This window comes from Larkinella ripae, from assembly GCF_054780775.1.
On the sequence record NZ_BAAGVR010000020.1, the window covers coordinates 354,508 to 380,235 of the forward strand.

The 25,728-nt window shown below is 52.7% G+C and carries 19 protein-coding genes and 1 tRNA gene; 11 read left to right on the forward strand and 9 right to left on the reverse strand.

Annotated features, from left to right (window positions below; all coding sequences use genetic code 11):
* Positions 1-46 precede the first annotated feature (46 nt).
* Positions 47-1,468 (reverse strand): chloride channel protein, encoded by a 1,422-nt coding sequence (locus tag ACYVHX_RS12540; protein WP_460671988.1) that lies wholly within the window; start codon positions 1,466-1,468, stop codon positions 47-49.
* Between the two features lie 324 nt (positions 1,469-1,792).
* Here ACYVHX_RS12540 and ACYVHX_RS12545 point away from each other — a divergent pair, with 324 nt between their 5' ends.
* The 4 genes from ACYVHX_RS12545 (at position 1,793) to ACYVHX_RS12560 (ending at position 7,859) form a co-directional block, all read left to right on the forward strand.
* Positions 1,793-3,514 carry a tetratricopeptide repeat protein gene (locus ACYVHX_RS12545; protein WP_460671989.1) on the forward strand — a complete coding sequence of 574 codons (1,722 nt, stop codon included), beginning with the start codon at positions 1,793-1,795 and terminating at the stop codon, positions 3,512-3,514.
* A 546-nt stretch (positions 3,515-4,060) separates the two neighbouring features.
* Positions 4,061-5,356, forward strand: a complete 1,296-nt coding sequence (gene nhaD, locus ACYVHX_RS12550; RefSeq protein ID WP_460671990.1) for a sodium:proton antiporter NhaD — start codon at positions 4,061-4,063, stop codon at positions 5,354-5,356.
* A gap of 425 nt (positions 5,357-5,781) precedes the next feature.
* Entirely contained in the window at positions 5,782-7,143 is a 1,362-nt protein-coding gene (locus ACYVHX_RS12555) for a DUF2254 domain-containing protein (RefSeq protein ID WP_460671991.1), read from the forward strand.
* 386 nt (positions 7,144-7,529) lie between these two features.
* On the forward strand, positions 7,530-7,859 hold the full coding sequence (locus ACYVHX_RS12560; RefSeq protein ID WP_460671992.1) for a hypothetical protein: 330 nt from the start codon (positions 7,530-7,532) through the stop codon (positions 7,857-7,859).
* A 77-nt stretch (positions 7,860-7,936) separates the two neighbouring features.
* On the opposite strand, the gene ACYVHX_RS12565 is transcribed toward ACYVHX_RS12560, so the two are convergent.
* A complete protein-coding gene (locus ACYVHX_RS12565; protein WP_460671993.1) occupies positions 7,937-9,175 on the reverse strand; it encodes a cation:proton antiporter in 1,239 nt (412 codons plus the stop codon).
* A gap of 452 nt (positions 9,176-9,627) precedes the next feature.
* Here ACYVHX_RS12565 and ACYVHX_RS12570 point away from each other — a divergent pair, with 452 nt between their 5' ends.
* Together ACYVHX_RS12570 and ACYVHX_RS12575 are read left to right on the forward strand one after the other, a co-directional pair.
* On the forward strand, positions 9,628-9,855 hold the full coding sequence (locus ACYVHX_RS12570) for a DUF389 domain-containing protein (protein WP_460672048.1): 228 nt from the start codon (positions 9,628-9,630) through the stop codon (positions 9,853-9,855).
* A gap of 244 nt (positions 9,856-10,099) precedes the next feature.
* Positions 10,100-10,321 carry a hypothetical protein gene (locus ACYVHX_RS12575; protein WP_460671994.1) on the forward strand — a complete coding sequence of 74 codons (222 nt, stop codon included), beginning with the start codon at positions 10,100-10,102 and terminating at the stop codon, positions 10,319-10,321.
* A 617-nt stretch (positions 10,322-10,938) separates the two neighbouring features.
* On the opposite strand, the gene ACYVHX_RS12580 is transcribed toward ACYVHX_RS12575, so the two are convergent.
* Together ACYVHX_RS12580 and ACYVHX_RS12585 are read right to left on the reverse strand one after the other, a co-directional pair.
* Positions 10,939-11,011: transfer RNA gene (locus tag ACYVHX_RS12580), tRNA-Thr, on the reverse strand.
* A gap of 103 nt (positions 11,012-11,114) precedes the next feature.
* Positions 11,115-13,382, reverse strand: coding sequence for a DUF349 domain-containing protein (locus ACYVHX_RS12585; RefSeq protein WP_460671995.1), 2,268 nt, complete (start codon positions 13,380-13,382; stop codon positions 11,115-11,117).
* Between the two features lie 94 nt (positions 13,383-13,476).
* On the opposite strand from ACYVHX_RS12585, the gene pdxH reads away from it, so the two are divergent.
* On the forward strand, positions 13,477-14,118 hold the full coding sequence (gene pdxH, locus ACYVHX_RS12590) for a pyridoxamine 5'-phosphate oxidase (protein ID WP_460671996.1): 642 nt from the start codon (positions 13,477-13,479) through the stop codon (positions 14,116-14,118).
* Positions 14,119-14,136: 18 nt separating this feature from the next.
* On the opposite strand, the gene ACYVHX_RS12595 is transcribed toward pdxH, so the two are convergent.
* Both ACYVHX_RS12595 and ACYVHX_RS12600 read right to left on the reverse strand, forming a co-directional pair.
* A complete protein-coding gene (locus ACYVHX_RS12595; RefSeq protein WP_460671997.1) occupies positions 14,137-14,859 on the reverse strand; it encodes a LytR/AlgR family response regulator transcription factor in 723 nt (240 codons plus the stop codon).
* 17 nt (positions 14,860-14,876) lie between these two features.
* Positions 14,877-15,950, reverse strand: a complete 1,074-nt coding sequence (locus ACYVHX_RS12600; protein WP_460671998.1) for a sensor histidine kinase — start codon at positions 15,948-15,950, stop codon at positions 14,877-14,879.
* 176 nt (positions 15,951-16,126) lie between these two features.
* Here ACYVHX_RS12600 and ACYVHX_RS12605 point away from each other — a divergent pair, with 176 nt between their 5' ends.
* The 4 genes from ACYVHX_RS12605 (at position 16,127) to ACYVHX_RS12620 (ending at position 22,683) form a co-directional block, all read left to right on the forward strand.
* Positions 16,127-17,365 (forward strand): efflux RND transporter periplasmic adaptor subunit, encoded by a 1,239-nt coding sequence (locus ACYVHX_RS12605; protein ID WP_460671999.1) that lies wholly within the window; start codon positions 16,127-16,129, stop codon positions 17,363-17,365.
* Positions 17,366-17,424: 59 nt separating this feature from the next.
* A complete protein-coding gene (locus tag ACYVHX_RS12610) occupies positions 17,425-20,601 on the forward strand; it encodes an efflux RND transporter permease subunit (protein WP_460672000.1) in 3,177 nt (1,058 codons plus the stop codon).
* A 17-nt stretch (positions 20,602-20,618) separates the two neighbouring features.
* A complete protein-coding gene (locus tag ACYVHX_RS12615) occupies positions 20,619-22,046 on the forward strand; it encodes an efflux transporter outer membrane subunit (RefSeq protein ID WP_460672001.1) in 1,428 nt (475 codons plus the stop codon).
* 85 nt (positions 22,047-22,131) lie between these two features.
* On the forward strand, positions 22,132-22,683 hold the full coding sequence (locus ACYVHX_RS12620) for a hypothetical protein (RefSeq protein ID WP_460672002.1): 552 nt from the start codon (positions 22,132-22,134) through the stop codon (positions 22,681-22,683).
* Between the two features lie 26 nt (positions 22,684-22,709).
* Here ACYVHX_RS12620 and bshB1 read toward each other — a convergent pair whose 3' ends face one another.
* The 3 genes from bshB1 to trxB all read right to left on the reverse strand — a co-directional run bounded on the left by bshB1 (position 22,710) and on the right by trxB (position 25,612).
* Complete coding sequence (bshB1, locus tag ACYVHX_RS12625) at positions 22,710-23,444, reverse strand: bacillithiol biosynthesis deacetylase BshB1 (RefSeq protein ID WP_460672003.1); 735 nt, start codon at positions 23,442-23,444, stop codon at positions 22,710-22,712.
* 27 nt (positions 23,445-23,471) lie between these two features.
* Complete coding sequence (locus ACYVHX_RS12630; RefSeq protein ID WP_460672004.1) at positions 23,472-24,545, reverse strand: peptidoglycan DD-metalloendopeptidase family protein; 1,074 nt, start codon at positions 24,543-24,545, stop codon at positions 23,472-23,474.
* Between the two features lie 113 nt (positions 24,546-24,658).
* The gene (trxB, locus tag ACYVHX_RS12635) at positions 24,659-25,612 is read right to left on the reverse strand and encodes a thioredoxin-disulfide reductase (RefSeq protein ID WP_460672005.1); all 954 of its coding nucleotides are present in this window, start codon (positions 25,610-25,612) and stop codon (positions 24,659-24,661) included.
* Positions 25,613-25,728: the final 116 nt, after the last annotated feature.

The window sequence follows — 25,728 nt, forward strand, 5'->3', positions numbered from 1 at the left end:
TCGTTTTCCCCGGATAGACTGGCCCCCAGCTCCTGACCAGTAGCGTTTAAGATTCCGCCCGATTCGGGTTATCCCCACCCTTTTTAGCTTTTGCCAAACGGGCAGCCGTCGATTGGACTATAGCTTCCCGCACAAACCCTGTTTTTAAATGTTCATAAAAAGAATTTCGGTCAATCAAGGATGCTGCCCCCTGAGCCGCCAGTCCACCCAGCAGCAACTGAAAAATCGCCGAATGCCGATCCGTCATTTCCAGCACTAAAATGGCGGCCGTGAAGGGTGATCGAACTACGCCGGTTAGAAAGCTGACCATACTCACCAGAATGAGTAAATTCTTATCGGCAGGATCAACAGGAATCAGCTGACAAAGACCTTCCCCTAAAATTGCCCCTGCACTGAGTGAGGTGGCAAATATGCCACCTGCTCCACCACTGCAATAACTCAAGACCATTCCAGCAAACCGAACGGGAAAAAGATAGCCCGGTGTGACGGAATTATTTTCAAACAAGAGCCGGTTTATGATGGGCTTACCCGTTCCAATGGCATCGGTACCCAGCCAAAAGGCAATTCCCGCCAGTAGAAAACCGCAACCGAGTACCCACCCGATCTGTCCTGCTTGGCTGCCAAACCGCTGACGGTACGCATTTACCCACAGTAAACATTTGGCCAAAAGCGCACCGGCCAGGCCGCACACTATGGCGATCCCCCCAATCACTCCTAAAATCAAACCAGTGGTAGCACGTACTTTGGGAAATCCTAAATACAAGTAAGGCCCTAATATAGCCTGCGCTGTAATACCGGCAATGATCACTGCCGTAAACACGGCGGTGCGAAAACGGGTAATGTGCGTTTGCGTGAGTTCCTCCACCACGAATACGATACCGCCCAGAGGAGTGTTGAAAGCTGCCGCCAGCCCGGCTGCTCCGCCCGTGATCAGGGCAATCTGCCGGGATAACTGGGGCCATCCTTCGGGTTGCAGCCGATTGATGGCCCGAAAGATCGCTGCCGAAATCTGAATGGTGGGCCCTTCCCGACCGATCACCCCTCCTCCCAGTAACAATACGCCACTGCTCAGGACTTTGACCAGCGCCACTCGGATACTGAGCAGGTAAGCGGTATGCCCGTGGTTTTTCGGACTGGAAAGTTCAATACCGGCCATAACCTGGGGGATGCCACTGCCGCGGGCTGCGGGCGCCAGCTTATGGACCAGGCCCCAGGCTACCAAAAAAGAAATTGGCGTCAAAATAAAAGCCAGTAACGGCTCGCGGGTCAGCCAGGTAAAGCTAACACGTTCCGCCCAGGCAAATAGTTTTTCGTAACCGACGGCGGCTAATCCCGTCACGACAGAGGCCACCCAAAAAGGCAAACTCTGCAGAATCAGCCGACGAACGCGTTCGGTGTAAAGCGGGTGGATGAGATGGCGATCAATCCAGGCTAATACCTGAGCGTATCGAGAAACCTTCCGGAACATGGCAGCCTAGGTTTTAAAGTGTCTTTTGCAAATAACACTTTAATCCAGCTTTAGGATGTCAGAGTACATAGTATGCCTATTATAAAACCGCCTTCAAGGCGACCACAAGGCAAATTTAAGGCGGTTATTTTCCTGAATTAATCCAGAACACCAATTCTTCTCCCTTAATCAGCCTTCAAATTCTTCAATAAGATGTATGAAGTAGCGCTTCTAAGGCAATTCTAAGATTTCCTTAAGCTAGCTCTTATAAGTCGGGGTTAAATTGCATTTTTCTGAGCGACTATTGCACAGAAACTAACCAGTCTTTTACAAACTCCAACCTATATGAAAACTCATCATATTGTTTTAGTGCTGCTTGGATGGACGGGATCAATATGGTCTCCAGCTGCTTTGGCCCAGTCTCCGACTGCGGATGCAGCATCGCTACTAAATTTAGGCCGCTACGAGGCCGCCACCCAAGTACTACGGCGCAACGCTGAGCAGAGTCCATCCATGCAGGCTTATTTTGACGCCGGCTACGGTTACCTGCGGGCAGGCCAACCCGACTCGGCCCGGGTTTGGTTTGAGAAAGGCGTCCCAATGGACCCAAAACGAGTGCCGCTGAACGAAGCGGGTATGGCCATCTCGCAGCTTGCTGAAGGAAATGTAGCGGCTGCCGAAACTCAACTAGCGCAGGTAATCAAGAAAAGCAAAGGAAAAAACGCCGACCTATTATTCCGGATCGGCGAAGCCTATACCGGGTATTTAACACCGGGGAATGGAACGATCAAGACCCGGTATAAAACCGCAGATCCTACAAAAGCGCTGGAGTACCTAAACCGGGCGGCTGAACGCGATAAAAAAAATGCCGCCATCCAATTAGCCCTGGGTGATGCCCATTACCTCCGTAAAGATGCCGGCACGGCCGTTTCACGGTATGAAAATGCCCTCGAATTAGGAATGGAACCAGCCCGGGTTTATCAGCGCATGGGCGATATTTACTGGCAGGGAAGAAACCTGACTTTGGCCGTGGAAAACTACAAGAAAGCTATTGCTGCCAATGAAAAGTACGCACCCGCGTACGGCCAGTTAGCCGAGTTGTATTTTTTGGTTAACCGGTACAAAGAGGCCGCCGGGTACATGGATCAATACGTTCAGGTTACGCTGGATCGGCGGCCTGAAAATCTTCTCCGTCAGGCGCAGTTTCACTTTTTGGCCAAAAATTATCAGAAAGCGATCACCATCATCGACAGCAGCCGGACTGAAATAGGTGCTAATCCGATCATTTACCGGATTAAAGGCTGGGCCTTTTCGTCGTTGGAAGAACCACAAAAAGCCATAGAGAACATTACCGCTTTTCTAGAAAAAGCACCGGACAAAGTTATGCCCGATGACTACAAATATTTGGGCCGGGCCCATTTGGGGTTAGACGTTCCGGGCAATGATTCACTGAAGGCTATAAACGATTCGGTTGGTATCGCCTATCTGCAGAAAGCGGCTCCGTATGACACCACGGAGAACCTCTACAGTGATATTGCCAAGTATTATTACCGGACTAAAAAACATCCCCAGGCGGTGGCTTCCCTGGATTCGGCGGCCCGGTACGGATTTAAGGCCGATATGCAGGACCTGTTTCGTTATGGAATGAGTAACTATACACTGGGTTTCCAGCGCGATAGCCTGGGGAAACTGGTGCGGGATACGCTGCGTTTCGCCAAGGCAGACTCGGCGCTGGCCCTGGCTCAGCAAGGAGCGCCCGATTATGCCCCAACGGTATTGTACCGGGCCAAGGCAAATTATTACGCTTATTTGCCCGAAGAAGTCGTTCAAAAGGGGAAAGCAAAACCGTATTTTGAGCAGTTCATCTCCATGATTACGGACAAAGAAGAGGAGCGGAAGCGGTATCAGAAAGACCTGGCCCTGGCTTTTAAATACCTGATTTCGTACCATGAACTGGTTACCAAAGACGAAACCGCCCGCAATGAATGGCTCCAGCGGGGATTAACCTGGTTGCCGGATAATAAAGAATTGGCTCTACTGGCTACCGCTGAGCCGGATGAGCAGTAAAGATAGCATCAAGCGTAAGTTGCGTAAACCTACCGGAGACTCTTTCTCCGGTAGGTTTTTTATAACTAGTCGATCGGCAATGTTATTTTCTCAAAGGAACCGGTCTTACTGGATAAGCCTGCCTTGGATAATCCATCACACCCCAAAGAGGTGTGCACCCCTTTCCCGTAAATTTTCCGAAATAAAAGTAAGCCATCTCCAACAAGGAGACGAGGGCATCAACCCGTTTTTCTTAGGGTTTCGAACTGCTGGTATCACCCATCCGCATCCGTTCTGGCAACGACTTTTTGAAGCCAGTCATGCCGAGCAATTCGCTCACAGAATAGACATCCTTCGGCTGGCACTTCGTGCAAAAGGCTTCGGGGAAGGGGCATGATCGGCGGGAATCTAATAAATTTCTAATCGGGTCGGTCTGCATCCCTGAGATTTTTTTGCCAATTTGCCCAACTCACCCCAGCGTTCGCCAATGCTTTTGTTCGATCTTTAACGGAAAGCGCTTGGACCATGCCCTGGTTCTACCGCAATCACTCCCTTTCTTAGTGCACTATGACCCCCTATATTATTATCGTTTTTATACTCGGCTATGCCCTCATTACCCTGGAGCATCCGATTCGAATTAACAAAACGGCCACCGCCTTAATCACCGGCGTGTTGTGCTGGACACTCTACATCCTTTCGGCCCAGGACACTGAAGCGGTGCTGGGTCAACTCAGCCACCACTTAGCCGAGATTGCCCAAATTCTTTTTTTTCTGCTGGGTGCCATGACCATTGTCGAGCTTATTGATGTTCACGGGGGCTTTACCATCATGACCGACCGGATCGCCAGTCGCAATCCCCGCACCCTGTTATGGTTAATTAGCGGTTTAACGTTTGTACTATCATCGGTACTGGACAATCTGGCTTCCGCCATTGTCATGGTTTCGGTTACCCGCAATCTGGTGCGCGATGCTGAGCAACGTCGATTAATGGCCGGGATGATCATTATTGCCTCCAACGCGGGCGGGGCTTGGTCGCCCATTGGTGATGTGACGACGACGATGCTGTGGATCGGCGGGCAGGTTACGACCGCTAATATTATGGGGCAATTAGTCCTGCCCAGCCTGATTTGTCTCCTGGTGCCGCTTACCTGGTTGAGCTTCTTTATCAAACCCGTCAAAGAATTAGACGAAAGAACAGATAAAAATTATTTAAGTCGGCCCTACATTACACCCCAGCAACGGCGCGATCGGCGCCATATGTTTGCTACGGGATTAACCGCAATTATTCTGGTTCCGGTTTTTAAGACCTTGACCCACCTGCCTCCTTATATGGCCATGATGCTGGCCCTGGGCGTGGTATGGGTTGTCTCCGAGGTCATTCATGCGGATAAAGACGAGCAGGACCGCAAGCGTTATACGGTGGCCTACGCCCTGAGCAAAGTGGATATTCCCAGTATTCTATTCTTCTTGGGTATTCTGTTAGCAGTGGGTACTTTGGATGCAACCGAAGTTTTAAAGAGTTTGGCCATTGATTTGGACGAGAGCATTGGTAATCTGGATGTGATCGTTTTGATTATAGGTGTAGCTTCGGCCGTTGTTGATAATGTACCCATTGTCGCAGCTGCAATGGGGATGTATGATTTACAGACGTATCCGCCGGATGCTAAACTCTGGGAGTTTTTAGCCTACAGTGCCGGAACGGGCGGTAGCTTGCTGGTGATTGGATCAGCGGCCGGCGTGGCCGTAATGGGCATGGAGAAGCTGGAATTCGGCTGGTACCTGCGCAAGATCAGCGGCCTGGCATTGATGGGCTATCTGGCCGGCGCGTTGAGTTACTTAGCGCTTTATTCCCTGACTCACTAAATCGCTATCGTAGCTCAGGGATCAAATCAAGGCCCTGGGCTGGCGTTTCGGGTTAAGGGTGAAAAAAGCGTGAACCTGGCAAAGCTGGATCGAGCTGGTCGGATTGTTGAATTTTGCATTTGATTCAGAACGGGCAATGCCGTAGAAAAAACCGGGCCAGTTTGGTCTGGAAGATGCGCCTTCCGGGAAAATGGGATCAACTGATTTTAGCGGCTCATTTTCGGTATAACCGACCTGGTGCTGGTAGGTTCCCTGGCTAAGGAAGCGACCTTCTGGAAGTTCTCGCTCAATGGTAACAGGATTCCCCGCCTTTTCCTGATAAGCTTTTATAAAACAGAGTCTGGGTATTCTGGTCTGCTTTCCGACCCTTCTGTAAGATAACCAATCAACTGCCGGCTAAAAGCGTTAGGAGTAAAAAGACTACTATGAATACCCATCTGCGTCAGTCCTGGCAACAATTACAGGAATCCCTTTGGTTTGTACCGGGAGCAATGGTCCTTTTTTCCTTTGGGCTGGCCTATGGATTGGTGGAAGTTGACGCAACCACCAACTGGCAGGGAGCCAAACGGTTTCCGCTGCTTTTTGGCAATGGAGCCGATGGAGCCCGAGGTGTGTTGTCGGCCATTGCCAGTTCCATGCTAACGGTGGCGGCCCTGGCTTTTTCGCTTACCCTGTCGACCATTACCCAGGTGAGCAGCCAGTACTCCCCCCGGGTGCTGCGGAACTTTATGCGCGACCGCATTAACCAATTTATCATGGGCTATTTTGTGGGCGTATTTGCTTATTGTCTGCTGGTATTAGGAACCATCAGGAGTACCGACGAGGGCAAGTTTGTACCCGCTACGGCGGTCCTGGTAGGGCTGATAATGGCGCTCGGAGGAGTAGCCGCCTTAATTTTTTTTATCCATCACATCGCTGAATCGCTTCAAACCGGCACAATCGTGCAACGGATCTATCAGGAATCCCGAAAAGCAATTGATGTGCTGTTTCCCGAACGATTTGGCGAACCGGTTGATGACCCCCAAAAAGCCGAAGCCGCTCTCCACTATGCCGACGAACAGATGGGTTGGTATCCAGTCAAAGCCCAGAAGTCGGGCTACCTGCAATTGATCAACACAGATGGCCTGTTGAAATGGGCTATTAATCAGCGGGTTGTGCTGCGTATGGAAAAAGATATGGGAGCGTTTGTGGGCGAAGGAACCGTGCTCTTCAGTATACGAAGCGGCATGGAACGCCCGGATCCTGCGCAAGCGGACTGGCCGGATGAACTAATGGATTTTGTCAGTATCGGGCGGCACCGCAACATCGAACAGGATGTTGCCTTTGGTATTCAGCAATTGGTAGACATTGCCCTCAAGGCGCTTTCACCCGGTATTAATGATACCACCACGGCTATTATGGCGATCGACTACCTAGGAGCCATTGGCGAATTGCTGGCCCGACGCAATTTTCCGGCCCGGATTCGTTCCGATGGCCGGCATCTTCGGGTGTTACTTAGAAGTATGGATTTTGATCAGTACATGCAACTGGCATTTGATCTTCCGCGCATCAATGCCAAGGGAAATTATGCCGTTTTTCGCCGGTTACTGCAGGCACTCAAGCTGGTGAACGATGCGGTTTCCGGCGAAGAACGCCGGGCCGTCTTAAAAAAGCAGGCCGATCTACTCCTGGCGTACGCTGACCAGACCCTGAGCACTGCTTATGAAAAAGAAAATGTGCATGCTTTATACAAAAAACTTCTGGAAACCTGGTACTACCCACCCGCTCAGTCAGCTGAAGCGGTTTAGATTTTATCAACTCGGTTTTGCACTGAAAAAAATTCGAATTGTTCCTTAGTCAATAGTTGGTCTTTCCTACATCCGCTTGCTTTAAAAACCGTCTAATGAGCAGTTAGGCGTTCACCAGATGCGCCCTAGATACCTCGTATCATTGGTTAACGCCGGGCGCAAGAATGATTGTTAAATGAAGGAAGCTCAACGTAAGCTTCGAAGCATGGGTGTAGATCAGTATCCAAAGCTGGTTGAAAACCGCAACGGTCCCTTCTTTTAAATCTTAAACATTGCAGCCAGCTTCACCGTTCTTCAGGTAGGCAAATCAAATCATTATGAAAATCTTCCGCAGTATGTTGATGGGGTTATTAACCCTGCTTATTTTGAATTCCTGTTCCTCTAAAATGACGTTCCGCACATCCTCGGTTGCGCCGGCCGCTACGGGAGCCATCAACGTAAAAAAAGACAAGAACAAAAACTACATTGTCAAAGTGAACGTTCGAAATCTGGCAGACCCCAAAAACCTGAGTCCGGCAAAAAAAACCTACCTGGTCTGGATGGAATCCAAAGAGAACTCGATTAAAAAATTAGGTCAGTTGACTCCATCCGGCAAGGCCTTACAAGCCGACTTGAGTACGACCACCGTCACTAATCCGGACCAAATTTTCATTACGGCCGAAGACAATACCGACATTCCGTATCCGGACGGGCCAGTCGTATTAACTACTAAATAATGGGCTCTCTGCGTTGCAGGCCGCAACAATTTATAAGCAAAGCACAGCAGACTACCGGCAGCGGCACTATGCAACGGTTAGGGATACAGTTTTCGAATTAAGCGCTCCATACTCAGGCCTTGCCCGATGACCGAAAAAAGAACCACGGCGTACGTTATCGTCACAAGCAAATCTTTCTGAGGAATGGCCTTATCAATTGAGAGGGCCATGGCAATCGAAAGACCACCTCGCAGACCGCCCCAAGTCAACATCAGAGGAGCTTTACTGTCCAAATCGAGCCAGCGCCGGGCCAGCGTGAAGGGAATCAGAATAGACAGATACCTTGCCAGTAAAACAATGGCAATTGTAAGCAGACAAATAGGCCAGTAACGGGATTGAAAATCAATGACCAGCAATTCAACGCCGATAAGGACAAACAAAAGGGCGTTAAGGATCCCATCTAATAATTCCCAGAATTTATCCACATACTCTTCGGTGATATGGCTCATGGCTTTTCCCCGGGCGTACCCACCCACAAACAAACCGGCCACGACCATGGCCAGCGGTCCCGAAATGTGGAGTCGCTGAGCCAGCCAGTAACCTCCCATCACCCCAGCGACGGTTAGCAGCACTTCGGTTTGGTAGTGGTTAATCGAGCGCAGCAACCGAAACAGACCATAGCCCAGCGCAATGCCAAACAAAACCCCACCACCCGCTTCTTGCAAAAAGAATACCACTACCGGGCCCGGTTGTAATTCGGCCTGGCCATTCAAAGCCACCTGATAGAGCGTGGCAAAAATCACCACCCCGACGCCGTCATTAAAAAGCGACTCGCCAACTATATTGATTTTAACATTTTCAGGCAGGGAAAACTTCGCCAAAATACCCAGGACCGCAATCGGATCGGTGGGTGAAATTAAAGCCCCAAACAGCAAACAGAGCGTATACGGGAAGTCAAGGCCCAGCCATTTGGCTCCGTAGTATAGAAACGTTCCGACCAGAAAAGTACTGAGCAAAACTCCGACTAAAGCAAATAACATAACCGACCGCCGTTCCACCCGTAATAGCTTTGTATCGGTATGAAAAGCCCCTGCAAACAGCAGAAAACACAGCATCACGTTGAAGAGTACCTCATAAAAATCAATCTGACTAACCGTCTGCTTAACTAGCGCAAAGCTGGAGGGTACAACGGCGTTAGCTGCAATGAGCAGGGCCGAGAAGCCGAGCGAAACGACCATGATGCCGATGGCATCAGGTAGTTTAAGGAAACGCGTGTTGAGGTAAGCAAACAAAGCCGACCCGACCAGAAGCAGAGTGACGAGGGTAAATAAGTCCATAAAAGAACACGAGTTGTGTACAAGAATACGTTAACTTTCCATTAAAACCAGCGCTAAACACTGGTTGCTCCTAATTATTGGCCCCTGATTTTAGACACCCCCCAATTCCCATCCTCAAAGCGACTCGATACGCTTATCCGTCTAGGCCAGTTTCTTCGTGACCGTTTTAGCTTGGAAGAAGACGAAGAAGACGAAGCGGGCGTGATTCATTCGATCAGCCGGGGAATCGAATTCAGAGGAATCAATCTGTGGACACTTATTTTGGCTATTTTCATTGCGTCGATTGGTTTGACCATTAACTTGACAGTCGTAGTTATCGGGGTCTGCTAATCTCACCCTGTTAGGGACCTTTTAGGCATTTAACTGGGGATAGGGATTAACATCCTGGTGATGATCGAAAGTACCCTGAAAACTTAACCATCGCCGTTTCCATCAGTTTACTGACCTCCACGATTTATTTTTCTGATTCATCCGCTGCAAAGTATGCAATACGAACTGCTAGCCCGCACTTCGCCGGACGTCTGGGATGCCTTTATAGCCATTTTTGCGGCATGACCGGCATTGTCGCCGGATCGCTGCGCGCCAAAGCGACAAATGTGATTCCGGGTGTCGCCATTGCAACGGCCCTGATGCCTCTACTGCTGTTTCCCGCAATTTCCTATAAAAGAAGTATTAGCTGAGGTATGTGTAAACGCGTCGGCCTTCATCCTGCTACCAACACGTTGAACAGCAAGTCGAAGCCCGCACAGTGACACTCATAGCCTCCCCACCTCAACTGATCCAAAAAGAAAATTAGCTTGTTTAGAAGAACTGGAAGCAAGAATCGCCCATGAGATTTAAAACCCGTTGAATTTCGTCAACAATTTTACGGTTGTGAGTGGCGAATAGACCGAAGTGGTAAGAGAAGTAGCCTCCGCCGGGCGAATGAAAGAGGTACAGGCGATATCCAGCGAACTGGCCAGAAACCTGAAGAAAATTTGCCTCCACGGCAGACGTGATGTCAGCATGGTTAAAGGTAACCGGAAAAATAGGCTTTCCTCTACTGGAAAGCGGCAAGCTACCGATTTAAATACCCTAACCAGTGATTACTTGAAACTGGTCAATCATGGCTTTCGGGCCAGGGAAAAAGACTTCACCACTAATTAGTCACCCACTTCGGTACGCAACTGAGCATGGTTGAGGTGATCGCGCAGGATATCGGTAAAGTACTGCTGAATTTATATAGCAACACTTCCTACGTCGTTCAAAAGAAGCAGAAACGGCACCAGCAGATTACCACCTGACAGTGCTGGCCAGCACTCACCGGGCGAACGGAAAAGTAAATATCTGAGTAAAAAATAATGGACTGGGATGCCCGACTCGGTTAAAGCCAAAATCTTCCAGCCCTTTTTTACCGCCAAGCCTACGGCTGAAGTAACTTATTTGAAGCTGTCGCTGAGTTGCGACGTTGTCACCATCGGGGACGGGGCAGTTTGGAAGTGGAACCAAAGGTGGGACAAGATGCCCAATAGGTCATTTAGATGCCAATGTAAGGTCTTTTGCTGGTTTTACCTGTAAGTCATATTAAGGTTTCAGATAGAATTTTGGGGTGGATCATTGTGAGATTTACAGTTTTTAATTCTACTATTCTCAGCATAGTTTTGCCCCAAATACCAATTACCTAATGATTAGTAAAAACTTGTCGTTTAAAAATGTGTTGCAATACAACTTGCAACCATAACAAAAAAGCACTTACGATTTCTCATAAGTGCTTGATTTTGAAGAGCCCCCAGTCGGGATCGAACCAACGACCTACTGATTACAAGTCAGTTGCTCTACCAGCTGAGCTATGGAGGCAATCCGATTTAGCTTTCGTTAAATCTGGTGCAAAAATAGCAATTTTGCGTTTCCGGTCAAACAAAGCAACCTTTATTTTCCCGATCAATGCCATTTAGCTACCTTACTGGGCTTCGCGAATAACTTTCAGCTGGTGTTTCAAATCATCCAACTGCTTCTGAGCCACCTGTATTTTTTTGTCGATATCGGCCCGCAGCTTGTCGGCCCCCTTCGACCGACTGAAGAACTCGATGTTGTTATTATACACCGCAATATCATTCTCCAGCGTCGTCATTTTCCGGCGGATATCGCCTTCCTTCTTATACAGATCCCGCGACGAGCCGGTTTCACGAATCATCTCGGCTTCATTTTCCAGGGTCAGCCGCTCTTTCTCTTTCGAAGAAATTTTGCCATTCGCCCCCACAAAGGTGTTGACCGCGTTGATGTAGCGCTTCTGAATCGACTGCATGTCTTTCTTCGGCACGTAACCAATCTGCGACCACTCTTTTTTGAAATCGTTCAATTGCGCCAGATCCGCGTTTCCGCTCGTGGCGGTGGTTTCAATGCGTTCGCAGAGCGCGATTTTCTTCGCCAGATTTCCCTCGAACTCCCGCTCAACTTCCTGATTCCGCGAACGTTTCTTGTTGAAAAATCCGTCACAGGCTGCTTTAAAGCGCTCAAAAATCGAGTCCTTAAATTTCTCGGGAACCTGCCCGATCGTCTTCCACTGGCGTTGCAGTTCAATGACTTTCTGAGTAGTTTCGGCCGACTCTTCGCCGGATTCCAGAATGCCTTCAACCTCTTCGCACAACTGGGTTTTGGCCTTCAGGTTTTGCTCCCGCTTGCTTTCCAGTTGTTTAAAGAACTCGCCTTTGTGGTGGAAAAACTGCTTCAGTGCCGCCCAGAACTTCTTGCTCAGTTCTTTGCCTTCCTCCCGGGGCATGGGCCCGCGAATGCCGTTCCAGCGATCCTGAATCGTCATGACCTCGCGGGTTTTCTCATTCCAGTCGTTGATGCTGTTCGACGTAAACGACGTAAACGGCACCAGTTCTTCGTACAGTTTCGATTTTTCTTCGTATAACTGCGCTCCCTCCTTGCGGATCTCCTCGTTTTGCCCGCGACGGCGGTCATACAAGGTATCCAGGGCTTGTTTGAAGCGTTGCCACAGGGCTTCCTGCTCCGTTTTGGGCGCCGGACCAATGTGCTTATATTCCTCGAAAAGTGCGTTGGCCTCGTCAATCACGGTTTTGGTTACCGGATTTCCTTCGTTGGCCTGGACCAGCGCTTCCACCTTCTCACAAAGTTCGGTTTTCAGCGTCTGGTTCTTTTTCCGATCGAGTTCTTTGAGTTCAAAATATATATTCCGGTTGCTGTAATAACGGTCGACGAGTGCGTGGTAGGTAGCCCAAAGCGTGGCATTGTGGGGTGACGAAACGTTACCCGCAGCCTTCCACTCATCCTGCACCTGCTTGAAACCGTTCCAGCTGGCTTTCGGATCACCCGCGTTGCTTTCGTCGGCTTCCACCAGTTCCCGCAAGCGACGCAACAAGTCGGTTTTTACGCTGAAATTTGAATCCTTGGCTTTTTCGAGCTGCTGGAAGTAGTGGTTTTTCTGGTCCTTGATCTGCTTGTACAGACTCTCAAACCGGCTTACGACTTCATCCTGCTTGTATTCAAACCCTTCCTCCGACCCGGTTTCCTGGACGTAACGTTGTAGAGCTTCGGCCCGCTCTGCTGCTTTCGATTGATCGAACAACGGACGTACTTCTTTCAGAACCTCATCGGCCCGCCGGTAATCCGCGGCCGAAACCGCATCGGTTTTCAGGGAAGTCAACTGTTTGTCGAGCAAAGCAACCAGTTCCGCTTTGGAAAGCTGGCTGTAATCCGCAGCCGGGGCCACATCGTCCAACTCATGCTCCGACGCTTCGGAAGGGTCATCGTGCAGTTCGACCGAAGCCGTTGGTTCCACCACCGGTTCTTCCGCCGGGGCCTCTGGCAATTCGGGCGCTTCAGCCGTTACGGGTTCTTCTTCGGCGGCCACTTTCTCCACCGCTGTTTCGGTCGAAACCGACGTTTCGGGTTCCGACTCCGTTTCAGCATCAGGCTGCGAATCCGGCTCAGTAACGGATGTCGTTTCTTCCGCTGCCACAGCAGAAGGTTCCTGAGCGGTTTCGTCCGAACCAACGGGCGATTCTTCCGGTTGTGTTTCCGAAACGGGTTCCGTATTCTCCGCACCGGTTTGTTCAGCCGACGCTTCGCCTGGTTCCAGTTCACCAGCCGGTCCTTCGCTTGATTCTACCGCATCAGTCGGCTCAGTATCCGCTTTAACCTCCTGCGGAGATTCCGGATTCTGATCCTTGCGTTCAGTTAATTCTTGCTCTTCGCTCGCCATACGATTTTTGGGAATCGTTACTTTTGCAAAAATACGAAAAAAAGCGGATTATTATTTTTTTGCCTTGTACCCAACGGTTCGAAACCACCAACACATGCACACATCACTGGCTGAACTACGAAAAGAGTACACCCTAAACGGTTTAGACCCCTCGGATGTTTCCGTAAATCCGTTCGCTCAATTTCAACGTTGGTTTAGCGAAGCCCTGAGTGCGGGCGTGCCCGAACCCAACGCCATGCACCTGGCTACGGTCGGCGCCGACGGTCGGCCCTCGGGCCGGATTGTTTTACTGAAAGGATTCGACGAAACCGGTTTTTCGTTTTTTACCAACTACCAGAGCCGCAAAGGCACCGAGCTGGCGGCCCATCCGCTTGCCGCGCTCACGTTTTTTTACCCGGAACTCGAACGCCAGATTCGTCTGGAAGGAACCATTCAGAAATTGTCGGCCGAAGAATCCGACCGGTATTTTCAGAGCCGCCCGCGCGGCAGTCAGATCGGGGCCTGGGTGTCCCACCAGAGCGAAGTGGTTGAAAACCGGGCGGTTCTGGAAAACCGGCAACGGCAACTCGAACAGCAGTTTGAAAACCAGGCCGTGCCGCGCCCCCCGCACTGGGGCGGTTTTTTGCTGCTCCCCGACCGCATCGAATTCTGGCAGGGCCGTCCCAGCCGCCTGCACGACCGGGTGCTGTACCGGAAAGAAAACGACGCCTGGGTGATTGACCGGCTTTCGCCCTAGGAAATTAAGCAGGATGATTCAGGAGTTGTGGAGCCGCTCGGTGAGTTCGCGCCGGAAGGTGATGCCCACGGGCAGGTCGGTTTCGCCGATGTGCAGGATGTTACCCCGCAGCCGCTCGATCTTGCTCAAGGCCACAATGTACGATTTATGCACGCGAATGAACTGATCGGCGGGCAGGCGGTTTTCGAGTTCCGAGGTGGTCAGGGGCGTCAGGAGCATCCGGCCCGGCAGAAACAGTTTGACGTAATTTCCCCAGCTCTGGGCGTACAGCAATTCGTCAAACCGCACCCGCACCCAGTCGGCATCCACTTTAACAACAATTGAATCGACGGGCGGTTTTTGTTCCGCCAGTGGCGCCACGAGTACACCCGGATTCGGAATTGCCAGGTTCAGAACTTTATCGACGGCTTTCAGAAACCGGGGGAACGGAATCGGTTTCACCAGATAATCCGTCACGCCGTAGTCGTAGCTCTGGAGGGCAAACTCGGTATAGGCGGTTGTCAGAATCGTTCGGGGCGTGTGGTTGAGCGCACCCAGCAGCTCCAGACCGCTCAGTTCGGGCATGTTGATGTCCAGAAACAAAAGATCGACGGGTTCCCGGTGCAGAAAATTGAGGGCATCCAGCGCATTGTAACATTGCCCGGCCAGCACCAGCCGATCCACCCGACCAATGTAATTTTCCAGCACGTAGTGGGCGGCAATTTCATCATCCACAATCAGGCAACGAACGGACTCAGCCATGTTCAAGGCGGTTTTAATCAGGCAACGGCCGCTTCTTCGCTCAACGGATGGGGAACGGAACCGTGATGAAGGGGTAACGTGAGATTGACCTCAAACCGTTCGGCGGAAGCTTCAATGAGCAGTTGATGCCGGTTCGGATACAGCATCTGGAGCCGCTGCCGGGTGTTCTCTAGGCCGACGCCCGTCGAAACCGGCGCTTTGGCCCGGGCCGGTACGGTATTGCGCACGAACAACCGCAAATTGGCCTCCTCAATCCAAACCCGAACCTCTACTTCACACGCTTTAATGCCGGCGGTGCCGTGTTTGAAGGCATTTTCGACAAACGGCATCAGCACCATCGGCGCCACCACAAAACCGGCGGCTTCCGATTCCGTCAGCCCCGTAAACCGCACCCCGCACCGACTCCCGACCCGCTCGGTTTCCAGCGCGATGTAGCTCGTCAGAAATTCCAGCTCGTCAGTCAACGGTACCCAGGTTCGGCGGGTGCTGTTGAGCTGGTAGCGCAGCAACTGGGACAACTGCATGATCATGTCGGGCGTGCGGGCGGGTTCGTGGAGACTCACGCCGTACAAATTATTGAGCGTATTAAACAGAAAATGCGGGTTCAACTGCGAGCGCAACACACTGAGTTCCATCTCCTGCATGCACATTTTGTATTCTTCCTGCTGCCGCCGTTGCTGATAAAACCGGTTAACCAGCAGCGGCACATTAAATAGCAGCAGACTCACCGTCGCGCTGGCAACCGTGTACAGGTAAATCAGGCCGGGTGTAAAATCCGGTTTTAAGATTTCCGTGCACAGCCAGTCGTTGACGTACATCATCAGCACCGAAAACAGCAGCAGCGTCGCGACGGCATAAAAACCGTACCGGCGGGTTTGTTGCCGGTCGAGCACCTTGGGCAACAGAAAAAACCGCTGAAACTGCGCGTGGCCGTACAACAGGCTAAAATACAGCAGCTCCCGCAACAGCAACGAACGGGAGTTGATCAATTCCCAGGAAGTCAGCGAGTTGAGTGCGAAGAAACCCAGAAACAAAAAGGCTTCCTGCAACCAACGCCGACGCGTACACGATTGAATGCGTTGTAACAACATAGTATCTGAATCGATCAACCGACAAAATAAGAGCGGCCTAACCAACCGGGCAAGTTTAGATGACCAATTGCATTCGTCCTGTTCCGGACGGCTTACGTCATCTAGGCCGGCTGGCTCCGAACCAATCCCGGTTTTTTTGCGTCGCTAGATAAAATCCATCATCCTCTGGCAGCGCCATGAAAACGTTTTATTTCAATTATTTTACCCCTCTAGTTACGTTTTTTTCATCCACCCGAAAGCGGTTTTTTCTCCCAACTCCCTTTCCCCCCAGCTTCAGTATCGCGCTCCACGGTTTCCTGCTGCTGATGGGTTTGTCGGGCTGCGGTTCTTCAACGGAACAATCCGCTGCCACCTCCCAGATTCCCACGCTGCCCGTTGTTCAGGTCAAATCCTCAACAATGACTACGTACCAGGAATTCCCGGCCACGCTCGAAGGTAAGGTAAACGTCGAGATTCGGCCGCAGGTGGAAGGCTATCTGGAGCAGATTTACGTGGACGAAGGGGCCGCCGTACGTAAAGGCCAGCCGCTGTTTCGCATCGACGAACGCAGCTACCGCGAACAACTCAGCAACACCGAAGCGAATTTGCTGATGGTGATTGCCAACCAGGATAAGGCCGCACTGGAAGTGGCCCGGCTGAGTCCGCTGGTGGAAAACCAAGTCATTTCCGAGGTCCAGCTCAAAACCGCCCAATCGGCTCACACAGCGTCCAGGGCTGCCGTCGGACAGGCCCGGGCCATGGTCAGTACGGCCAAAACCAACCTGAGTCGCACGGTGATCAAAGCGCCGGTTAACGGTTACATCGGCCGGCTGCCTTACAAACCGGGCAGTCTGGTGGGCCGGGCCGAACCCCAGCCGCTGACTACGCTCTCGGACGTTGGGGAAGTGTTTGCGTACTTCTCGATGAGTGAGGTCGATTTCCTGCAATTCACCCGGCAGTCGGCGGGCCGCAGCCTGGCCGACAAAATCCGGCAGCTACCGCCGGTCGAACTCCTGCTGGCCGATAACCAGCCGTTTGGCCAGAAAGGCCGGATTGAACTGGTGTCCGGTCAGTTCGACAAGGCGATGGGGGCCATCAGTTTCCGGGCGGTTTTTCCGAACGAGCTTGGCTTGTTGCGGTCGGGCATCACGGGGCGCATCCGGATTCCGCAGGTGCACGAATCGGCGGTCACCGTTCCGCAGGAAGCGACCTTTGAGCGGCAGGATAAAGTCTTCGTGTTTGCGCTGACCGACAGCAACAAAGTACAGAGCCGACCCATTCAACTGCTGGGCAAAAGTGGCAATTTCTACCTGATCCGCGAGGGAGTCCGGCCCGGTGAGCGAATTGTCAGCGACGGTCTGGACCGGCTTCAGGACGGCGATTCCATTGTTCCGAAACAAGAAACAACAAACCATGAACTGACGAAAGCCCGGTAGCCACTCCTTCGCATCCGAAGGTTCTGGTACCCGGTTTTCTCACCTATTTTTCTTTCGCCATGTTAAAAATATTCATTGAACGACCGGTTCTGGCAACGGTTATCTCGATTCTTCTGGTCATTCTGGGCATCATTTCCCTGCTGACCATGCCCGTCACCCAGTTTCCCGACATCGCCCCGCCGAGCGTTCAGGTTACGGCCTCCTACCCCGGTGCCAACGCCGAAGTCGTCGCCCGGTCCGTTGCCACGCCCCTCGAAGAATCCATCAACGGGGTGGAAAACATGACGTACATGACCTCCTCGGCGGGAAACGACGGTTCGGTAGCGATTAACGTCTTTTTTAAACTGGGCACCAATCCCGATCTGGCCGCCGTGAACGTGCAAAACCGGGTCGCCAAGGCCACGAGTCTGCTGCCGACCGAAGTCGTGCAGGCCGGGATTGCCACCCAGAAGCAGCAGAACAGCATGATCATGATCTTTGATCTGACCAGCGATGTGGCGATTTACGACGAGACGTTTTTGCAGAATTACGCCAAGATTAACATCATTCCGGAATTGCAACGGGTCACCGGCGTGGGTCAGGTGATGGTTTTCGGCGTAAAAGATTACGCCATGCGAATCTGGCTGAAACCGGACCGGCTGGTGGCCTACGGTTTGTCGGCGCAGGAAGTCCTGAGTGCCATCCGGGAGCAAAATTTGGAAGCCGCCCCCGGCCGGATCGGGGAAAGCAGCCGGGAAGCCTTTGAATACGTGATCAAATACAAGGGAAAGTTCTCGAAGCCCGAAGAATTTGACGAGATCGTCTTGAAAGCCAATGCCGACGGTTCCACCATTCTTTTAAAGGATGTGGCACGGCTGGAATTTGGTTCGTTCACCTACAGCGGAGATACCAAAATCAACGGAAAACCGGGCATCGGCATCGCCATTTACCAGGCCGCGGGCTCCAACGCCAACGACATTCAGATTGCCATGCTCGGCATCATGGAGAAAGCCGCCAAAGCCCTGCCGAAAGGCGTTCATTATTCGGTGGAATACAGCACGAAAACCTACCTCGACGAGTCCATCGATCAGGTGACGCACACGCTGGTAGAAGCGTTTATTCTGGTGTTCCTCGTCGTCTACCTGTTTTTGCAGGATTTCCGCTCAACGCTCATTCCGGCCATTGCCGTGCCGGTCGCCATCGTCGGCACGTTCTTTTTCATGCAGCTGTTTGGGTTCACGATTAACCTGCTGACGTTGTTTGCCCTGGTCCTGGCCATTGGGATTGTGGTGGACGACGCCATTCTGGTGGTGGAAGCTGTGCACACCCGGATGGAAAAAGGGGGCAGGTTATCGGCCCGTTCGGCCACGCTGCGGTCGATGCAGGAAATTTCGGGGGCTATCGTTTCGATCACGCTCATCATGGCCGCCGTTTTTGTGCCCGTCGGTTTCATGGATGGCCCCGCGGGGGTTTTCTACCAGCAATTCGCGTTCACGATGGCCATCGCCATTCTGATTTCAGCGGTCAACGCCCTGACCCTGAGTCCAGCCCTTTGCGCCCTTTTGCTGACCAACCAGCACGCGGATGACGACCATTCGTCCGGCAAGAAAGGCTTCCTGGGCCGTTTTTTTGCGGCTTTCAACGCCGGATTCACGGTTGTTACGCGCCGGTACGTGGGAACGATCCGGATGCTGATCCGGCACAAATGGGTCGGTCTTAGTGGACTAGCACTCGTCATTGCCGTCACGGTCTGGCTGATCCGCACCACGCCGACGGGGTTTATTCCATCTGAAGATCAGGGCTTTATTGCCTATTCGCTCAAGTTACCGGCGGGCGCTTCGTTGCAGCGAACGCAGAAAGTAACGACCAATGTGGATGCGGTTTTGCACCGCATTCCGGCCATCAAAAGCCATTTTGCCATCAACGGTTTTAACATCATCTCCAATTCGGCCAGTCCCTCCTACGCAGCCGGTTTTATTAACATGAAGCCCTACGCCGAACGGGGTACGATTCAGGATTTAACGCAGATTGTCGATACCGTCAACCGCGAACTCGGGCGGTTTAACGAAGGCCGGATTGATGTTTTTACGCTGCCCACCGTACCCGGTTTCGGCAACGTCGACGGTTTTGAGCTGGTGTTGCAGGACCGCACGGGCGGACCGCTCGATAAACTCAGTGCGACGGCGACCCGGTTTGTTGAGGAACTGGGAAAGCGCCCGGAAATCGGCGCGGCCTTCACGACCTTCGATACCCAAACACCCCAGTTTTCGCTGGAGATTGATACCAAGAAAGCCAAGCAACTCGGCCTGTCGACCAGCGATATTCTGCAAACCATGCAGATGTACTACGGCAGTACGTTTGCCTCCGATTTCAACCGGTTCGGTAAATTCTACCGGGTCATTGCCCAGGCCGACAGTCCCTACCGCGCCGACCCGTCGTCGCTCAACGGTATTTACGTCAAAAATGCCACGGGGCAAATGGTGCCGATTACCACCGTGGCTGCGCTGAAGCGCGTCTACGGTCCCGAAGCCGTCACCCGCAACAACCTTTTTAATGCCGTGATTATCAACGGCCAGGCCGGGCGTGGTTACAGTTCGGGCGATGCCATCAAAGCCGTGGAGGAAGTGGCGCAAAAAAGTCTGCCCACCGGTTTTACCCACGAATGGACGGGCATGACGCGGGAGGAAATATCGGCGGGCAGCCAGTCCGGGCTTATTTTCCTCCTCAGTCTGGTCTTTATCTACTTCCTGCTGGCGGCCCAGTACGAAAGTTACCTGTTGCCGCTGGCCGTCATTCTGTCCGTGCCGACGGGGGTGCTCGGCGTGTTCTGGGCCATCAATCTGGTCGGCATCGACAACAACATTTACGTGCAGGTTGGCCTGATTATGCTGATCGGTTTGTTGGCGAAAAACGCCATTTTGATTGTCGAATACGCCGTGCAACGCCGTCGGACCGGGATGCCGCTCGTGGCCTCGGCGCTGGAAGCCTCCCAGTTGCGGCTGCGTCCCATTCTGATGACTTCCTTTGCTTTCATCGTGGGCCTGATTCCGCTGATGGGAGCTACGGGTTCGTCGGCCAAAGGCAATCACTCCATTAGCATCGGCACCGCCGGGGGTATGCTGACGGGCGTCGTTCTGGGCATTTTCATCATCCCGGTTTTGTACGTCATCTTTCAGAAATTACACGAGAAAATCAGCGGCTTTAAACCGGTTCCGCAAGCGGAGACGGCGGCCGAAGAACTGTATACCAACCATTGATCGAATTCCATCCTTCTATGCAATCCATACGAATTTTGGGCGGGCAAACGCTTCTGGCTTTTGCCTTTCTCCTGCTTTCTCTTTCCGCCTGCAAGGTGGGGCGCAATTACCAGCGCCCGACCCTTGCGGTTCCGGATCAGTTTCGCTCGGCAACCATAACGGATACCCACACGGTCGCCCGGCTTCCCTGGCGTCTATTTTTTCAGACCGCCGAATTGCAGCAACTTATCAGCACGGCCCTGACCAACAACTTCGATGTGCAACTGGCCGTCAAGCGCATTGAAGAAAACAGCGCCTACGTCCGCCAAACCCGGTATGCCCTCCTGCCATCGGTCAACGCACAGGTGGCCGCTTCGACGATTACTCCGTCCAAAAACAGCCTGAACGGCCTGAGTCTGGAAAACTTTATCGGCAGCCGGCACCTGGAAGATTACTCCGCGAACCTTGGCGTCTCCTGGGAGCTGGATATCTGGGGCAAAATCCGGCGGCAGAATGAAGTGACGCAGGCCAATTACCTGCAAACGTTTGAAGCCGCCAAAGCCGTGCGCACGGCGCTTGTCGCCAACGTCGCCAACGGCTATTTCAACCTCTTGTTTCTGAATGCGCAATTGACTATCGCCCGCCGGAATCTGGCCCTCAGCGATTCCATTGTGCGCCTGATTGGTTTGCAAAAACGAAGTGGCGATGTGACCGAACTGGCCGTCGACCAGGCGCGGGGGCAGCAGCAAACCGCAGCCCTGCTCCGCTCGCGGCTCGAACAGGCCATCGTGATCGAAGAAAACGGTCTGCGGCAGTTGCTGGGCGATATGCCGGGCAGTATTCCCCGGTCCAGCCGCCTGGAAACCGTTCCGGTGGCCGACACCCTGCAGGTTGGTGTTCCGGTACAATTGCTAGCCAACCGCCCGGATGTGCGCGCCAGCGAACTGAATCTGGTAGCCGCCAACGCCCGGATTGGGGTAGCCGAAGCAAGCCTATATCCGGCGCTGGTGATTTCGGCCAGTGGCGGTTTTAACGCTTTTCAGGCCAGCAACTGGTTTATGTTTCCGGCTTCCCTGTTTTACAGCGTCGCGGGTGGGCTGACGCAGCCGGTTTTTCAGCGTCGCCAGCTTAAAACCCAGGTCGAAGTGGCCCGGATTCAGCACGATCAGGCCACCATCCAGTTTCGGCAGGCCATTACCAACGGGGTGCGGGAAGTGGCCGATGCCCTGGTGCAGGTCGAGAAGCTGAAGGAACAGGAACAGGTGGCGGCTGCGCGGGTGGCAACGTTGCAGAAAGCGATTGCCAACGCCCGTTTGCTTTTCGCCAGTGGTTTGGCCAATTACCTGGAAGTGATTACGGCCCAGAGCAATGTGCTACAGGCTGAACTGATACTCGCAGAAGTCCGGCAGCAGCGGTTGAGTGCGATGGTCAGTGTGTACCGGGCGCTGGGGGGCGGGTGGCAGTAAGCGCACCCGGGTAAGCGGAATTGATTTGGCAAAGTGCTTACGAGGCCGTTAATTCAAGCTCTTGACTGCACCTAACCGTTTCTCCATGTTTTATAACGTTTTACCCGTTGAGCCAAAGTCCGTCGCCCGGTGGCCGGTTTACGTAATCACCGGCTTCGTTGGATTGTTCATTGTCGTGGTCCTGGCCATGTGGGTTTTCAGTCACCTGAATAACGGTCAGGCCATCGACACAACCGCCTGGATTATTTTAGGAGCCTGCCTGCTGCGGCTGCTGACGGTTGTAATCGCGCTGGCCAGCATTCAGTCATGGGGTGAACAACTTCCGCAATGGATGGTCTTAGGCGGTTTGAGCGGATCCGCCAGCGCCCAGCTCATTTATCCGGCCGCCGAACTGGTGGTGAAACTCCTGATTCTGGTGGGTCTGGTAAGCCATTCGACTCAAGGGCTGGGAAATATGTCGGCGACGGGCTGGTTCAATCTGGCTGCGGTTTGGGTGATCTTCGGTTTACCCGGTCTCCTGTTTGCCAAAGCAGCCCAAAATTACCAGAAACGGAAAGCCGCTCCGACTACCTGGATGTGGATCGGCGGGCTATCGGGTATTAGCGGCCTGTTTCTGATCGGTTTCTTGATTGGATGATCCAAAGGCCGTTTACTTAAAACCGCCTATATCAGATCAAACATATTCTTCACCCCGATCGTCCGGTCCACCGTGAAACCTTCGCCGTATTTAACCCCGATGACGTGGCCGAACTCTTCGGCGCGAGCGCGGAGGAATTCCATGAACTCCTGGCTGGCAATGTAGCTCATGGGTTCGTTGCTGTTGGGGTCGTAAAACTGGCTTTTGTAAGCCAGCAGAGATTCTTGTTTTTTCGCGTAAAAATCGGTGATGTCGACGATGAAATCCGGCTTGATGTACCGATCCTGAATCAGGTGATACACCACCTTCGGGCGCCAGGCTTCCTGCGCTTCGCCGGTGGCATCGGCGCCCAGGTTATCCACGGTTTTGATTTGCCGCAAGCCCGAATAGAAGCAGGCGTCAACGATCAGGCTCGAAGCCCGGCCGTGGTCGGGATGGCGGTCGGTGATGGCGTTGGCAATAACCAGTTCCGGCTGGTATTTCCGGATGGCCGCGATCAGGGCCCGTTGGTGTTCTTCGTCATTCCGGAAAAAACCGTCGCGGAAGCACATGTTTTCGCGGACCGACAACCCCAGAATCCGGGCGGCATCGGCGGCTTCCTGCAACCGGATTTCCGGCGTTCCGCGCGTACCCAGCTCTCCGCGGGTCAGGTCCACGATGCCCACTTTTTTACCCTGCGCAACTGCCGAAAGAATCGTTCCGGCACAGCCTAATTCGGCGTCGTCAGGATGAACCGCAATAACCAGTAAATCAAGTTTCATTCGTTCGAATGGCCAAGTAAACTCCCCTTAATGAACTCGCAATTTCTGCCCCGGTTTAATGCGTGAGCGGGTAGACATGTGGTTTTTCCGGGCGAGCGTTGAAGCCGATAACCCGTACCGCCGGGCGATGCTGGTCAGCGTTTCGCCCGACCGCACCCGGTGCAGCACCGTGCGTTTGTACCGGGGTTTGAATCCGGACGTGCTCACGCTTTTTCCGCGCAGATAATCCCAGACGGAGGCCGTTAAAATAAAATGGTCCGACATCAGCGAATTGGTAGGAAAATCGTAGAGAAACGTCGGGCTGAAGGGATTGCCTTCGTAGCGGGTTTCAAAATGAAGGTGCGAGCCTGAGCTGCGTCCGGTGCTGCCGCCAAGCCCAATCTGGTCACCCGCTTTCACCAGTTGCCCGGATTCGACCAGCGCTTTGGACAAGTGACCGTAAATGGTTTCCAGACCGTTGAAATGCCGAACCAGCAGGTAACGCCCAAAACCGCCCCCGTCCCAGCCAACTACCCGCACCAGGCCGTCGAAAGCTGCATAAACCGGGTCACCGGTTTCCAGGTCCAGGTCCATGCCTTTGTGCCAGCGGCCCCACCGCGGACCAAACATGGAGGTCACTTTTCCATCGACTGTCGGCGCCGACCAAAACCGGTTTTGCGCCGGATCGTATAAGCGCAGGTCAATAACTTCGTCAAACTGGAGGGGGTCAATTCCGTACGGATCAACATTGTGGGGGTCCCAGATCGCAAAATAATCGGCGATTTTCACCCAATCGTCCCCCACCTGCACCGAATCAATGTATTCCACCACGGCCGGTTCGCCTTCATCAATCGTCGAGGTATCTTCCGCAACGACGGGATTAACTTCCTTTTTGGGTTCGAATTGATTGTTATAGCGCAGGTTGGACGGCTCCTGTTCAAATTCGTCTTCCGGTTCCTGGGCCGATTGCTGCGTGGGGCGGTTCGGACTTTCGTTCTCGGTTTTCTTTGGCTTGATGCTCAGGTTCTTCTTGAATTTTCCTCGTTCCTGCGCTTCCACGGTCGTTACGCTTGCCAGACAGCAAACGCTGGCCAACAGCCACCAGACTGCCAGTTTTCTCATCCTCGGGGATAAAGTTTGCCAAAAGGAATGATGAATGATGGGCTATGAATTGGCTGACGCACCTCATTCATACCCCGTCATTCATCATTCGTTCTGTGGTGGTTAGAATCTCTTTACACTTCAGCGTGCATTTCAACTTCTTTCATGGCCAGATACCGCTCGGCGTCCAGGGCAGCCATACAGCCCGTGCCGGCTGCCGTGATGGCCTGGCGGTATATATTGTCCTGCGCATCACCACAGGCAAAAACCCCCGGCACGCTGGTGCGGGTACTGCCCTTTTCCGTGATGATGTATCCTGTTTCGTCCAGTTCGAGGTACGGTTTGAAAATATCGGTATTGGGTTTGTGACCAATGGCCACAAAAAAGCCCGATACATCCAGAACCCGTTCTTCGCCCGTCACCGTATTCTTAATCAGCGCACCCGTCACGCCCTCCTCACCCAGCACCTCTTCGGTTTCGCTGTTCCATAAAATCTCAATATTCGGCAGCGATTTTACGCGGTTCTGCATAAACTTCGACGCCCGCATTTCATCGCGACGGACAATCATGTAGACCTTCCGGCACAAATTGGCCAGGTAGCTGGCTTCTTCGGCTGCGGTATCGCCCGCGCCAACAATGACCACATCTTTTCCGCGGAAGAAAAAACCGTCACAAACCGCGCAGGCCGAAACCCCCAGGCCGTTCAGGCGCATTTCCGACGGCAGGCCCAGCCACTTGGCCGACGCTCCCGTTGAAATAATGACGACATTGGCGCTGATTTCCTGCTGATCATCCACCACGGCTTTGTGAATCGGTCCGGTAAAATCCACCGCCGTTACGACGCCGTAGCGAATGTCGGTGCCAAACCGACGGGACTGTTGTTCGAGGTCCATCATCAATTGGGGACCGTTGACGCCTTCCGGATAACCGGGAAAATTATCAACTTCATTGGTGATGGTCAATTGACCGCCGGGCTGCATTCCCTGGTATAAAACGGGTTTCATGCCCGCGCGGGATGCGTAAATGGCGGCTGTATATCCGGCCGGGCCGGAGCCAATAATCAGGCAATTGACGTGTTCAGTGGTCATTGGATGACAAAGAATTGAGTGTTTAATCAGGTTGGGTTTCCGGGAAAAGGGCCACCTGCCACTGAAAAAACAAGCGCAAAGATGCAAAAAATTCCCGGCACAACCAAGTTGCCGGT

Excerpts from the sequence above, each read along its gene's own strand:
- bshB1 (WP_460672003.1), bottom strand. The coding sequence starts at position 23,444 with ATGAAACTTGATTTACTGGTTATTGCGGTTCATCCTGACGACGCCGAA.
- ACYVHX_RS12605 (WP_460671999.1), top strand. The coding sequence starts at position 16,127 with ATGAAAACGTTTTATTTCAATTATTTTACCCCTCTAGTTACGTTTTTT.
- ACYVHX_RS12560 (WP_460671992.1), top strand. The coding sequence starts at position 7,530 with ATGACGTTCCGCACATCCTCGGTTGCGCCGGCCGCTACGGGAGCCATC.
- ACYVHX_RS12615 (WP_460672001.1), top strand. The coding sequence starts at position 20,619 with ATGCAATCCATACGAATTTTGGGCGGGCAAACGCTTCTGGCTTTTGCC.
- ACYVHX_RS12540 (WP_460671988.1), bottom strand. The coding sequence starts at position 1,468 with ATGTTCCGGAAGGTTTCTCGATACGCTCAGGTATTAGCCTGGATTGAT.
- trxB (WP_460672005.1), bottom strand. The coding sequence starts at position 25,612 with ATGACCACTGAACACGTCAATTGCCTGATTATTGGCTCCGGCCCGGCC.
- ACYVHX_RS12595 (WP_460671997.1), bottom strand. The coding sequence starts at position 14,859 with ATGGCTGAGTCCGTTCGTTGCCTGATTGTGGATGATGAAATTGCCGCC.
- ACYVHX_RS12545 (WP_460671989.1), top strand. The coding sequence starts at position 1,793 with ATGAAAACTCATCATATTGTTTTAGTGCTGCTTGGATGGACGGGATCA.
- ACYVHX_RS12565 (WP_460671993.1), bottom strand. The coding sequence starts at position 9,175 with ATGGACTTATTTACCCTCGTCACTCTGCTTCTGGTCGGGTCGGCTTTG.
- ACYVHX_RS12600 (WP_460671998.1), bottom strand. The coding sequence starts at position 15,950 with ATGTTGTTACAACGCATTCAATCGTGTACGCGTCGGCGTTGGTTGCAG.
- pdxH (WP_460671996.1), top strand. The coding sequence starts at position 13,477 with ATGCACACATCACTGGCTGAACTACGAAAAGAGTACACCCTAAACGGT.
- ACYVHX_RS12630 (WP_460672004.1), bottom strand. The coding sequence starts at position 24,545 with ATGAGAAAACTGGCAGTCTGGTGGCTGTTGGCCAGCGTTTGCTGTCTG.
- ACYVHX_RS12585 (WP_460671995.1), bottom strand. The coding sequence starts at position 13,382 with ATGGCGAGCGAAGAGCAAGAATTAACTGAACGCAAGGATCAGAATCCG.
- ACYVHX_RS12620 (WP_460672002.1), top strand. The coding sequence starts at position 22,132 with ATGTTTTATAACGTTTTACCCGTTGAGCCAAAGTCCGTCGCCCGGTGG.
- ACYVHX_RS12555 (WP_460671991.1), top strand. The coding sequence starts at position 5,782 with ATGAATACCCATCTGCGTCAGTCCTGGCAACAATTACAGGAATCCCTT.
- nhaD (WP_460671990.1), top strand. The coding sequence starts at position 4,061 with ATGACCCCCTATATTATTATCGTTTTTATACTCGGCTATGCCCTCATT.
- ACYVHX_RS12610 (WP_460672000.1), top strand. The coding sequence starts at position 17,425 with ATGTTAAAAATATTCATTGAACGACCGGTTCTGGCAACGGTTATCTCG.
- ACYVHX_RS12575 (WP_460671994.1), top strand. The coding sequence starts at position 10,100 with ATGAAAGAGGTACAGGCGATATCCAGCGAACTGGCCAGAAACCTGAAG.